The organism is Rhizobium mayense (assembly GCF_030272705.1).
In the GTDB taxonomy this organism is placed as follows: domain Bacteria; phylum Pseudomonadota; class Alphaproteobacteria; order Rhizobiales; family Rhizobiaceae; genus Rhizobium; species Rhizobium mayense.
The window spans coordinates 17,105-29,283 of record NZ_JARFYM010000024.1; the positions used below are offsets into that span (position 1 = coordinate 17,105).

Annotated in this window: 13 protein-coding genes; 3 read left to right on the forward strand and 10 right to left on the reverse strand. The window is 61.3% G+C overall.

All coding sequences use genetic code 11. The features are described 5' to 3' along the window. Positions 1-83 precede the first annotated feature (83 nt). Genes PY649_RS23640 through PY649_RS23650 form a run of 3 tightly spaced genes read right to left on the reverse strand, consistent with a single transcriptional unit; the run spans position 84 to position 2,752 of the window. The gene (locus tag PY649_RS23640; RefSeq protein WP_285871197.1) at positions 84-1,310 is read right to left on the reverse strand and encodes an NAD(P)/FAD-dependent oxidoreductase; all 1,227 of its coding nucleotides are present in this window, start codon (positions 1,308-1,310) and stop codon (positions 84-86) included. 11 nt (positions 1,311-1,321) lie between these two features. Beyond that, the gene (locus tag PY649_RS23645; protein ID WP_285871198.1) at positions 1,322-1,636 is read right to left on the reverse strand and encodes a MocE family 2Fe-2S type ferredoxin; all 315 of its coding nucleotides are present in this window, start codon (positions 1,634-1,636) and stop codon (positions 1,322-1,324) included. Positions 1,637-1,666: 30 nt separating this feature from the next. Continuing rightward, on the reverse strand, positions 1,667-2,752 hold the full coding sequence (locus PY649_RS23650) for a fatty acid desaturase family protein (RefSeq protein ID WP_285871199.1): 1,086 nt from the start codon (positions 2,750-2,752) through the stop codon (positions 1,667-1,669). A 152-nt stretch (positions 2,753-2,904) separates the two neighbouring features. Here PY649_RS23650 and PY649_RS23655 point away from each other — a divergent pair, with 152 nt between their 5' ends. Together PY649_RS23655 and PY649_RS23660 are read left to right on the forward strand one after the other, a co-directional pair. Further along, positions 2,905-3,933 carry a LacI family DNA-binding transcriptional regulator gene (locus PY649_RS23655; RefSeq protein WP_285871200.1) on the forward strand — a complete coding sequence of 343 codons (1,029 nt, stop codon included), beginning with the start codon at positions 2,905-2,907 and terminating at the stop codon, positions 3,931-3,933. Between the two features lie 168 nt (positions 3,934-4,101). Then, positions 4,102-4,914, forward strand: a complete 813-nt coding sequence (locus PY649_RS23660; protein WP_285871201.1) for a TIM barrel protein — start codon at positions 4,102-4,104, stop codon at positions 4,912-4,914. A 119-nt stretch (positions 4,915-5,033) separates the two neighbouring features. On the opposite strand, the gene cobM is transcribed toward PY649_RS23660, so the two are convergent. After that, complete coding sequence (cobM, locus tag PY649_RS23665) at positions 5,034-5,792, reverse strand: precorrin-4 C(11)-methyltransferase (protein WP_285871203.1); 759 nt, start codon at positions 5,790-5,792, stop codon at positions 5,034-5,036. Positions 5,793-5,808: 16 nt separating this feature from the next. Next, the gene (cbiE, locus tag PY649_RS23670; RefSeq protein WP_285871204.1) at positions 5,809-7,041 is read right to left on the reverse strand and encodes a precorrin-6y C5,15-methyltransferase (decarboxylating) subunit CbiE; all 1,233 of its coding nucleotides are present in this window, start codon (positions 7,039-7,041) and stop codon (positions 5,809-5,811) included. Here cbiE and PY649_RS23675 point away from each other — a divergent pair. Continuing rightward, entirely contained in the window at positions 7,040-7,810 is a 771-nt protein-coding gene (locus PY649_RS23675; RefSeq protein WP_285871205.1) for a cobalt-precorrin-6A reductase, read from the forward strand. The two genes, cbiE and PY649_RS23675, sit on opposite strands and share 2 nt — an antisense overlap. Here PY649_RS23675 and PY649_RS23680 read toward each other — a convergent pair. The 5 genes from PY649_RS23680 to cobF form a co-directional block, all read right to left on the reverse strand. Beyond that, positions 7,774-8,538 carry a precorrin-3B C(17)-methyltransferase gene (locus PY649_RS23680; protein ID WP_285871206.1) on the reverse strand — a complete coding sequence of 255 codons (765 nt, stop codon included), beginning with the start codon at positions 8,536-8,538 and terminating at the stop codon, positions 7,774-7,776. The genes PY649_RS23675 and PY649_RS23680 overlap by 37 nt on opposite strands. Continuing rightward, positions 8,535-9,272: a precorrin-2 C(20)-methyltransferase gene (locus PY649_RS23685; RefSeq protein WP_285871208.1), complete on the reverse strand. Its 738-nt coding sequence runs from the start codon at positions 9,270-9,272 to the stop codon at positions 8,535-8,537. The genes PY649_RS23680 and PY649_RS23685 overlap by 4 nt, the downstream gene beginning before the upstream one ends. Beyond that, positions 9,269-9,901, reverse strand: a complete 633-nt coding sequence (locus PY649_RS23690; RefSeq protein WP_285871210.1) for a precorrin-8X methylmutase — start codon at positions 9,899-9,901, stop codon at positions 9,269-9,271. Before PY649_RS23690 ends, PY649_RS23685 begins: the two co-directional genes overlap by 4 nt. 2 nt (positions 9,902-9,903) lie before the next feature. Next, positions 9,904-11,313 (reverse strand): precorrin-3B synthase, encoded by a 1,410-nt coding sequence (gene cobG, locus PY649_RS23695; RefSeq protein WP_285871211.1) that lies wholly within the window; start codon positions 11,311-11,313, stop codon positions 9,904-9,906. A 77-nt stretch (positions 11,314-11,390) separates the two neighbouring features. Further along, positions 11,391-12,167 (reverse strand): precorrin-6A synthase (deacetylating), encoded by a 777-nt coding sequence (cobF, locus tag PY649_RS23700; protein ID WP_285871213.1) that lies wholly within the window; start codon positions 12,165-12,167, stop codon positions 11,391-11,393. Positions 12,168-12,179: the final 12 nt, after the last annotated feature.

The window sequence follows — 12,179 nt, forward strand, 5'->3', positions numbered from 1 at the left end:
CGTCCTCCTTAGCTATTGTTATAAGGAGAGAGATTTATGGTTCGAGGCCGTTCGTCAAGGGCTGGCGAACGCCTAGAGGTGGATCATGCAGCAAGAAGTGATTTAAGTTTGATGTGGTTTGCCGTGAGCGCCACCGGATCCGGGCATATGCGGGCACCGATCAGCATTTCGGCGAGGCGGATATCACGGGCCACCGCATTGCCGCGACCGATGCCGCTCGCAGCGAGCAGGCGCCCGGTTTCATCGACATGGAAAAGGATGAATGCGTCGTCGCTGAGATCACGCCTGAACATCGTCGTCGCGCCATCGGCGAGGCCGGCGATCTGCAGCGTCAGATCATATTGATCGGACCAGAACCACGGCACGGCCGAGATACTGTTTTGTGCGCCAAGCAAATTGGCTGCGGCCAAGGTTCCCTGCTCCTGCGCGTTGCGCCAGGATTCCAGGCGAACCCGCCGTCCGCCATAGAGCGCCAAGGGGAAGGAGCAGCAATCGCCGGCGGCGTAAACGTCGGTCGCAGATGTTTCCAACCGCTCGTTGACGGCGATGCCGTTGTCGATCGCAAGCCCCGCTTTTTCCGCCAGGGCGACGTTCGGCTGCGCGCCGATTCCGATCAGGACAAGATCGGTGGAAATCACCTCGCCGCTCGCCAGGCGAACAATCGCATTGTCTGCCCCATCCTCCACGGCCATAATGGTCTCCCCGCAGCGGATATCGACGCCTTCTTCGCGATGACGCTGCGTTATCACCTCGGCTACGGCCTCCGGGACGCCTCGTTTCAACACGCGCGGCAGGCCCTCGATGACGGTTGCGTCCGCGCCAAGCCTGCGCGCCGTGGCCGCCAGCTCGAGACCGATAAAGCCGCCGCCGATGATGGCGATGTGTCGGCCCGGGAGAAGTGCCGCCCGCAAGGCCAGAGCGTCGGCGTGGCTGCGGAGCATGCGAATACGCTCGCCGGTTCTCGTGACACCGGGAAAGCTGCGCGCGGATGCACCGGTCGCCAGCAGCAATTTGTCGTAGCCAACCTTTTCGCCGTTTGTGAGTGTGACCAGCTTGCCGATCGGGTCGATGTCGGTCGCATCGATACCCAGCCGCAGATCGATGCCCTGCTCCACATAACGCTCCAATGCGGCCACGAACTTCGGCTCATGGGCGTGGACGAGGCCTTCCTTCGAGAGCGGCGGGCGTTCATAGGGGGCAACCGGCTCGGCGCCGATCAAGGTGATGTCGCCTTTAAAGCCCTTCTCCCTGAGCGCAAAGGCCGCGCGAGCACCACACTCTCCCGCCCCGACAATAATGAAATGCGGCATGCTCTTGCTCCTTATACCGCAATGAAGACGGTGCCGTTTTCGACCCTGACTGGATAGGTCTTAAGGCTGACGCAGACGGGCGCACCCTTGGCTTCGCCAGTCCTGTAGTCGAAGCGGCCATTGTGCTTGGGACATTCGATGATGTTGGCCATGACCAGCCCATCGGCGAGATGGACCTGCTCGTGTGTACACAGACCGTCGGTAGCGAAATAGTCGTCCTCCGGACTGCGATAGATGGCGAAGGTTCGACCGCCATGGTCGAAGCGCATGACGTCCTCTTCATCGATCGCATCTGCTGCACAGACCTCGATCCAGTTGCCGCTCATTCCTGCCTCCCTGTTTGCAATTTTCGACTGTTATTGTGCTGCATCAGCCAGCGTATTGTGGAATTCCTCCCGATAGGGTCTGGCCGTCGGCGGCAACTCACGCTTCAGGAAATAATCTTCATTGCGTAGCTGCCGCAGGAAGGCCGGGATCATTTCGCGGTAACCCGACCACATGGAGGGGTTGGGCTTCGGCAGGTCGTCTTTAATCATCGCATGCAGTTTCGGCAGCGCATGATAGGGAACCATCGGGAACATGTGGTGCTCCACATGATAGTTCATGTTCCAATAGACGAAGCGGCTGATCGGATTCATCAGCACCGTGCGGCTGTTCAGCCGGTGGTCGACGACATTGTCGGCCAGCCCGCCGTGCTGCAGCAGGCCGGTCAGCACATGATGCCAGGCGCCGTAGAGCCGCGGCAGGCCGATCAGCACCAGCGGCAGAAACGAACCCATGCAGAGAGCGGCGGCGATCGTTGCGATATAGATCGCGCTCCAGATGCGGGCGGTGCGGATGACCTTCGGCTGCTCCTGCTCGGGAATGAAGGTCTTTTCGGCGGCACTGACGACGCCGAACGCATTGCGGATCATGTCCAGCATGCCATAGGCGACATCGTAAATGCCGAAGAAATTCAGGACCAGGCGCAGGAGATCCGGCGGCCGCATGACGGCGATTTCCGGATCGCGGCCGACGATGACGGTATCGGTGTGATGGCGTGTATGGCTCCAGCGCCAGGTTACCGGATTGCGCATCATCATGAAGCTGGCGATCTGGTAGACCACATCGTTCATCCAGCGGGTCTTGAACGCCGTACCGTGCCCGCATTCATGCCAGCGGCTGTCCGAGGCGGAGCCATAAAGCACGCCGTAAGCCAGAAAGAAGGGAACACAGATCCAGGAGCCCCAGAAATAGACTCCGAGGCCGGCGAAGATCGCCATGCAACCCAGCCAGATGATCGTGTCGCGGATCGCGGCTTCATCCGAGCGCTGCATCAGCGCTTTCATCTCCTTGCGCGGAATATCCGTGTGGTACCACTCCGCCGCCGCCAACCCGGTCTCGACAGCCGCTTTGCCGCTCGGGCCAAGCAGGCTGTAATCGCGCTTCACTATCTCGATCATCTCAGCCTCCCGCGATGCGCAAAAGCGCGCACCGCACCTCATATTCCTAATGATAGGTCCAGTTTTCGCTTGCCTCAATGCGGGAATGATGGAATCTATCATTATCCATCAATGCCCTATCTCATGCATGATGGAATACCTCAGGGGCAAACATGCGTCGTCCGACAATCTCCGATCTCGCAAAGGCATCCGGCGTGAGCGTCGCCACGATTGATCGCGTGCTGAACGGACGGCATCGTGTGCGGGAGGAAACGGCTCGGCGCGTCTACGAAGCAGCACAATCGATCGGCTACCATGCTGTCGGTCTGTTGCGGCAGCGGGTGTTCGAGGATCTACCGCAATATCGATTGGGCTTCGTGCTGCAGAAGCCGTCCCAACCGTTCTATCAGTCTTTCGCCAAGGAGATCGGCGCAGCGGCGCAATCGGTTGCAACGGCGCGCGCCCATGCGCAAGTCGATTTCGTCGCTGCATCGACACCCACGGCGATCGTCGAGAAGCTGAAAGCCATGGCGGCGCGGAGCCAGGCGGTCGCCTTGGTCGCACCCGATTATCCGGCGGTGACGGCGGCGGTCGAGGAATTGAAGGAGAAAGGCATCCCCGTATTTTCATTGCTCTCCGATTTCGCGACAGGGGTGCGCGAAACCTATGTCGGCGTCGATAACCGCAAGGTCGGGCGCACCGCCGCCTGGACGATCGCCAGATCCGCCCGCCAGCCAGGCAAGGTCGCCTGCTTTGTCGGAAGCCATCGCTTTCATGGCCATGAACTGCGCGAGATCGGTTTTCGCTCCTACTTTCGCGAGAACGCGCCTGATTTCGAAGTGCTGGACACGCTGATCAATTTGGACACCGCGGAAATCACCCATGAGGCGACACTCAACCTGCTGCAGAAACATCCCGATCTCATCGGCTTCTACGTCTGTGGCGGCGGCATGGAAGGCGCGATATCCGCCATTCGCGAGGAAGCGCTTGCCGGCAAGCTAATCGTCGTCGTCAACGAACTGACGCCGGAATCGAAAGCGGCGCTCGCCGACGATGTCGTCACCATGGTCATCGGAACACCTCTCCCGTCGCTCTGCAAGGAGTTATTCGGTTTGATGATCGGCGCCATCGAACGTGGCGAAGCGGCAATGCCGGGGCAATCCTTCCTGCCTTTCGACATCTTCGTGTCGGAAAACATTTAGCCGAGAATGATGGAATTCCATCACGGCTTGGAATATTTCTATCACGAATGATTGGAGATGCCGGCGCTCGCCTGTGGATCGATGGCATGATTCTCGGTACTCGTTTGGAGGCATGCGCGGCCGATCGACATTCTGCTGGGCCGGTGCTTAAGAGGAGGAATGCCTACCATGAGTTCCATTCGTTTCGCGCTCAATCATATGTGTGCGCCGTCCTTGAGCTTGGAATCGTTCTTTTCAGCGGCGAACACACTCGGCATCGACAGCGTCGAAATCCGCAATGATTTGGCCGGCAAAGCGATCCTGGACGGCACCCCGGCCGCAACGGTCGGGGAACTTGCGGCGCGCTACGGACTGACGATCATTTCGATCAACGCGCTGCAGCGTTTCAACGAGTGGAATGAGGCGCGCGCCAAGGAGGCGGCCAAGCTCATCGGTTATGCGCGGGATTGTGGCGCGCAAGCCCTAGTGCTCGTTCCCGTCAATGACGGCAGCGGCAGGGAACCGGAGGCACGCAAGCAGAATCTCGTGGCGGCCTTGACGGCGCTGAAGCCGATGCTAGATGCCGCAGGGATTGTCGGCCTAGTGGAGCCACTTGGCTTCGAGATCTGCTCGCTGCGTTCGAAGACGGAAGCCGCTGCTGCAATCGAAGAGCTTGGCGCGCAATCGGCGTTCCGTCTTGTCCACGACACCTTCCATCATCACCTCGCCGGCGAGACGGCGATTTTCCCTGCGCTCACCGGCCTGGTCCATATCTCCGGCGTCAGCGATACCGCCGTCTCGGTTGCCGATATGCGCGATCCGCACCGCGTTCTGGTCAATGCCAGCGACCGTCTCGACAATGTCGGGCAGATGCGGGCACTGTTGTCCGCCGGCTATGCCGGCCCCTTCTCCTTCGAGCCCTTTGCACCGGACGTGCATGCGCTGAAGGAACCGGTGACGGCGTTGAAGGAAAGCATGGCGTATATGGCCGCGCACGTTTGATAGCCACTTGACCAACGAGATCCCCTAGTCTCGTTGGTCAATCTCGCCAGTGCAGCCGACGATTATGCAAACCTTGCTCTGACGGAATGCTGTGTAAATTCCGCAACGTCGCCCGCCTGTTATTCCCTGCCTCGGAAGCGACGCTGATAGGCGGGATCGTACAGCGAGCTTTCGCGGAAATCGCTGGCGGCTAGCGACGGACCGACGAAGATCAACGCTGTGCGCTCGATCGGCTCGGCCGCGACCTTTGCTTCGATCGTGCCGAGTGTGCCGTGAAGAATGCGCTCATCAGGCCAGGAGGCTTTGACAACGATCGCGACCGGGCAATCCGCGCCATAAAGCGGCGTCAACTCCTCGACCACCTGAGGAAGTGCGTGGATTGCCAGGTGGATGGCGAGCGTTGCGCCCGTGGCGCCGAATTTCTCCAGAGTTTCGTTGTTCGGCATCGGCGACGCGCGGCCGGAAACACGCGTCAGAACAAGGCTTTGCGCAACGGCGGGTATGGTCAGCTCGCGCCCAAGCGCGGACGCCGCCGCGGCGAAGGCGGGAACGCCGGGGGTCAGCGTATAGGTGATGCCGTGCTTTTCCAGGCGGCGGATCTGTTCGGCAACGGCGCTCCAGACGGAGAGGTCACCGGAATGGAGGCGGGCGACATCCTCGCCCGATGCCGCTGCTTTCAGATATTCGGCCTCGATTTCATCCAGCGACATTGGTGCGGTGTCGATGATGCGGGCGCCGGGCGGGCAATATTGCAGGAGGTCCGGCGAGACGATCGAGCCGGCATAGAGGCAGACCGGGCATTTGCCGATCAGGTCCCTGCCACGCACCGTGATCAGGTCCGCTGCCCCCGGGCCCGCTCCAATGAAATGCACCGTCATCCCGCTACCTCGTTTTTCATTCTTGTGGTTTGACCCAGGACCATTGCGTCACCGGCATAGCCGGCCGCCAGCCGGTCATGGTGCCGATGGGCCCGGCCCGGGCGATATCGATGCGGATCAGCGAGCCGCCGCGGCAGGCATGTTCGGCAAGCAGGATCGCCTCCATCTCCGTCGTCACCGCATTGACGACCAGCCGCCCTCCGGCCTTCAACGCGGCAATAGCGGCATCCATGACGCCTGCGTCGCTGCCGCCACCACCGATGAAGATGGCATCCGGCGCCGGCAGGCCGACAAGTGCTTGCGGCGCCTGTCCTTCGATGATGGTAAGGCCTGGAACACCGAAGCTCGCCGCGTTGCGGCGGATGCGAGCAGCGCGCTCGCTGGAAGATTCGACGGCGATGGCCCGCATCGAAGAATGGGCCAGCATCCATTCTATGCCGATCGAACCGGAGCCGGCACCGATATCCCACAGCAACTCGCTATGGCGTGGCGCCAGCGCTGACAGGGTCATCGCTCGGATTTCCCGTTTGGTGATCTGGCCGTCATGCTCGAACAGGCTGTCGTCTAGCCCGGCGCTGAGCGGCAGGATGCGAGCGCCGGCCCCTGCGATGACTTCAATGCCGCAAACATTCAGATCATTGATGCCAGAGAGCGTGAAATCAGCAGCCCGCCGCGTCGAGACTCGTTCATGAGGCCCACCCAACGCCTCGAGAATTGTCAGCATCGATTGACCAAATCCAGTCTCCTGCAGCAAACGCGCAAGATCGGCTGGACCTTGGCCATCCCACGTCAAGGCTAGGATCTTGCGACCGGGATGGAGATGCGGACGGATGAGGTCGAGCGGTCGCCCATGCAGGGAAAGAACGGTGACGTCTTGCAAAGGCCAGCCGAGGCGCGAGGCGGCCAGGCTGAAGGAAGAAGGCGCCGGAATTACTGTCATCTCGGATGCCGGAACATGCCGCGAGAGCGTGGCGCCGACGCCGTAGTAGAAGGGATCGCCGGAAGCAAGGACGACGGTCGGCATTCCGCGTCGCGCCAGTAGGGCGTCGACGGATTTCTCAAAGGGGCTCTGCCAGCGATGCGCCTCACCCTTGATCATGGCCTGCATCAGCTCGATATGCCGCGCGCCGCCGAAGACGACCGGCGCTGCCGCAATCAGCCGCTTGGCCTCGTCGCCAAGCCCGGCTGGACCGTCTTCGCCGATGCCGATTATAATGAGCCAACGTTGAGGGGAAGGCATCTCAGACATGGGCAGGACCCGAATTCTGATCTTGGGCGGCACGACGGAAGCACGTCAATTGGCGGAGGCACTGGCGTCGCGCGCCGATCTCGACGTCGTCCTGTCGTTGGCGGGCAGAACCATCGAACCTGCTCCGCAGCCGGTTCCGGTGCGTACTGGCGGCTTCGGTGGCGCAGAGGGTCTTGCCCGCTATTTGAGAGACGAGGCGATCGATCTGCTGATCGATGCGACCCATCCCTTCGCCGCCCGCATGTCCGCCAACGCGGCGGAGGCGGCTCACCTCTGCGGTATCTCCGCTTTTGCACTTCGCCGCCCAACCTGGCTGCCGGTCGAGGGCGATCGCTGGCGCTCTGTACAAGGTGTTTCGAAGGCGATAGCGGCGCTTGGTCCCTCGCCTCTCAATGTCTTCCTGGCGATTGGCCGACAAGAGGCTCATCAGGCCAATGCTGCGCCCATCCATCATTATTGGGTGCGCAGCGTCGACCCGGTCGAGCTGCCGCTGACGGTGCCCAACGTCACCTATATCCATGCCAAGGGTCCGTTCCGGCTGGAAGACGAACTGGACCTGTTGCGGCAATATCGTATCGACGTGATCGTGACCAAGAACAGCGGCGGCAGTGCGACCTACGCGAAGATCGAGGCGGCGCGGCAACTGGGCATCGAAGTGATCATGATCGAGCGCGCGCCGGCAGCCGATATGCTGGCGGTCGAAACTGTCGAGGCAGCGCTGCATCATATCGATCATCTCGCCCCTTCCTTGATGAAGCGCGGCGTATAGACCAGATCAGGTCTCGTCTCCCGGGCGATGACGCGCGTCTCGGCCGAGCCGATGATGACGCAGGTGGCCATATCAGCGCTCGACGCGTCCGCATCCGCCAGCCTTGCAACTGTCATGCGCTCGTCCGGCCGGCCCGCCGCGCGGCCGAAAATGACGGGAACGTCGGCGGGCAGAACGCCGCGCAGGATGTCGAAAGCTTTGCCGAGCTGCCAGGGACGCGCTTTGCTGATGGGATTGTAAAGGGCGATCACAAGCCCGGCTTCAGCGACCAAACGCAGCCTATTTCCTATTATATTCCAGGGCTTTAGATTGTCCGACAGTGAGATTGCGCAGAAATCATGTCCCAACGGCGCGCCGATCCGAGCCGCGACGGCAAGCATGGCGGTAATACCGGGCACGACGACAAGATCGATATCCCGCCATTCGTCGGGTCCATTGTCGATCGCCTCGCACACAGCTGCCGCCATGGCAAAAACACCGGGATCGCCACCCGAGACGACGCAGACGTTTGCGCCGGCGACGGCACGCTCCAGCGCTGCCTTGGCTCGATCCAGCTCTTCGCGGTTGTCGGATGCCTGGCGGATCTGATTCGGCCGAAGCGACAGGCGATCGAGATAGGGGCCATAGCCGAAAAATTCGGTGGCGTCGGCCACAGCCGCCTGCGCTTCCGGCGTCATCTGCGCGGGATTGCCGGGACCAGTGCCGATGACATAGAGGCGGCCGCTCATGGCTTGTCTTCCCAGCCGGGAACGAGGATCAGGGAAAAATAGGGTGCCTCGCCGTCTCCCCTTTCAGCGAGTGGCGTTATGGCGCCGTTCGTCATTGTGCCGCGCTCGACGTAAATCGCCTCCTCGAGGCGTCCCACGGCCTCAAGGGCACGGCGGATCTTCGGCAAGTTGCGGCCGACCTTCATGATCACGGCTGCCTGCGTGTCGGCGAGGCGGCGGGCAAGTTCGCCTTCCGCCATCGTACCGGGGAGTACGGAAAGCACATCGTCCCCTTGGACAATCGGCAGTCCAGCCAACGACCAGCAGCCAGACATCGCCGTTATCCCCGGAATGACTTCCGTTGGATAGCGGTCGGCAAGGCGCACGTGCAGATGCATATAGGAGCCGTAGAACAGCGGATCGCCTTCGCTGAGCACGGCTACGGTCTTGCCGGCTTTCAGATAGGCGGCGACCATTTCGGCGGAGGCATTATAGAAATCAGTAATCTGGCTCTTGTAGTCCGCCTCGTTCTTGTCGATTTCCGTCGTCACGGGATAGTAGAGCGGCAGCAGCATCACGTCGGTTCTGAGCAGATCGCCGACGACGGCGCGGCCGTTGCCGTTTCTCCCCTGCTTGGCGAAATAGGCAACGACATCGGCTTTCTCCAAGGCTCTGACGGCCTTGATGGTCAGCAATTCCGGATCACCGGGCCCGGTTCCGATCCCGATCAGCCGGCCCGTGGAATGCGCGCTCATAGGCCAGACCTCGCCAATGCGTTGATCGCGGCGGCGGTGATGGCGCTGCCGCCAAGACGGCCACGGACTATGGCATAGGGTACGCCATAGGAATTTTCCGCCAGCGCATCCTTGGACTCGGCGGCTCCTACAAATCCGACGGGCATACCGATGATGGCCGCCGGCTTCGGCGCGCCGTCGCGCAGCATTTCGAGGAGATGAAACAACGCTGTCGGCGCATTGCCGATGGCGACGACGGAGCCAGCCAGGCGGTCGCCCCAAAGATGCATTGCGGCCGCCGAGCGGGTATTGCCGGTCGTCTTCGCCAATTCCGGCGTGCGGGGATCATGCAGCGTGCAGATCACCTCATTGGCCGCTGGCAGACGCGCGCGCGTAACGCCATGGGCAACCATCTCGGCATCGCAGAAGATCGGTGCGCCATTGGCAAGCGCCGAACGCGCGGCGGCGGCGAAATCGGGAGAGAAGACGAAATGCTCCGATGCTTCGACCAGGCCACAGGCATGGATCATGCGGATGGCCACATCGGCTTCCGCATCTGAAAAGCGCGACAGATCGGCCTCGCTGCGGATGATCGCGAAGGAGCGCTCGTAGATCGCGTTGCCCTCGCGGATATAATCATAGTCAGGCATTCCTACCCCTGTCGTAGCGCTGTAACGATCGCGTCGGTGCCAAGCCGTGTAAGACACTCCTCCGCCGATTCGCCAGCAACTTTGTTATTCCGCACCAGCCTGCTCATATGCATCAATGCAGATTTCAGCTTGTCTTTTCCGATGTAGGCCACTGGCTCGCTCGATGCGGACCCATTTACGACAATGCCATAGCCCATTGGCGCACCGACGATGGTGAGACCGGCCGCGACCGGCCGAGCACAGCCCTTGCGGCAGCCGGACAGATGGACTGTTAGCGAGCTGTCAAGCAGTTCCGGAGCTGTGTCGAGAAGCTCCGCGGCTGCGGACTTCGTTGCGTAGAAAGCGGAAGCACACGCCCCTGCTCCGGAACAGACGTCTATGTGGTTTAGCGGATCGTCCGCCTCCGTGCGAAAACCGCAGACGGCTGCTGCCAACTGCGCCTCTCTCGCTGCTTGGACATAGAGACCCAGCACCAAGATGGCATGTTCCGGAGCGGTGCGGATTTCGGTTGCTCCGGCAGCCTCGGCAATGGCGAGAAAGCGGAGAACGTCGCTCGCATGGATTTGCCCGAAGGACGGGCGCAGGCCGAGCGCGAGACCATCGCCGATGGGATGGATGCCGACCGGCGAAACATACTTGTCGGCTATGCCGAGTGCGCTGATTTCCGGCGATTGAAGCTCCATTCGCAGTCTGTCCGCGTCGAGATCGCGGCCTCGTGCGCGCGGCCCGAGACGCGCAAGCGTTTTCAGAAGCCCGATGACGGCCGGTATGAATTGTTCGGCAGAGAGCGATGCGAGAACCTTCGCCGTCTGCGCCGTACCGCCTATGGCAAGAACCCATGTGGTCGAACCGTCAGCGGTTCTTCTCGCTCTCAGCCGAATATCCGCTGAAATCGCATCCAGGTTCAGCCGCCCGCCGGAATCGATGATGATGGTCAGCTTGGGTGCCAATACCGGCTGAGGATCGAGCGCGGCGATCTGCTGGCGAAGCCGTGTGGCTAACTCGCGGCCATCGGCGATTTCCAGCGGGTCCAATCCGCTGTGCGGCGGGATCTCTATTGTGACGCCGGTTTCAGGGACTATACCGGCACGATCGATGTCCGCGGCAAGTCCGGTCATGCTTTCCGCAGTCATGCCGCGCAGTTGAAGATTGCCGCGCGCCGTGATTTCGATCAGTCCGTTGCCGTGTCTGTCAGCCGCCTCGGCAAGCGCTCGGAATTGCCCGATCGTCAGGCCCGGCGTCATCGGACGCAGTCGCACGAGCAGTCCGTCACCAGTGATCATCGGAGCACCGAGCGATGGGCAAGCGCCGCGGGCCATCGATGGTGCATCCGCAACGCAGGCGACGGCATCGACACCCTCTCGCGAGGAGATATCGCGCTCTTCGATCAATTGCCTGTCGGCCTGTGCCATAAGACCATCCTTCCCGAAGGACATGTCCTTACACAATCCTCATCGGCGGGCAAACAATTTGGCGGCGGCACAGTGCCTCACGCCTGGTCGTCGAAATCTGAGCCTTTGCGCAGCAGATAGATATCCATGATCCAGCCATGCTTCGCCCGCGCTTCCGTCCGCGTCGCCACGATACAGTCAGACACATCGGCAAGGCGGCCGGCAATGGTGATTTCATCCTCGGTGCCGAGATAGGCACCCCAATAGATGTAGGCATCGGGATCATCGATCTTGCTGAAAGCCAGCTCGCCGTCGAGCATGACGACGGCGGTTTCAACAATACCCGGAAAACTCTCGGTTAGTCGGCGGCCCGTGGTGATCTGCACCGGCTTTCCGACGAGGTTGAGCGGAATGCGATGGCTCGCCGTCAGAGCCTGGATGCTGGTGATTCCAGGCATGACGCTGTAGTCGAGGGCGACACGGTCCCGCGCCCTGACCCGCTCGATGATGCGGATTGTGCTGTCGTAGAGGCTGGGATCGCCCCAGACAAGGAAGGCACCGCTTCCCTCTTCCGTCAAATGATCCTGGAACAGCCGCTCATAAGTCGACGAAATTTGCGCATGCCAGTCGTCAACGCTTTGGACGTAGCTGCGGTCGGCCGTCTGACGCACCGGCACGGCATAGTCGACGAAGCGGATGGCCATGTTCGTAACATAGCGCTGGCAGATATCTTTCCGGACGTCGGCAAGCTCGGCCTTGGCCGCACCTTTGCTGGGAATGAAGATGACATCCACCTTGTTCAGCGTGTTGATCGCCTGAACGGTGAGGTGCTCGGGATTTCCCGTTCCGATGCCGACTATGTAGATGTGTCTCATTTCCACGCCCTC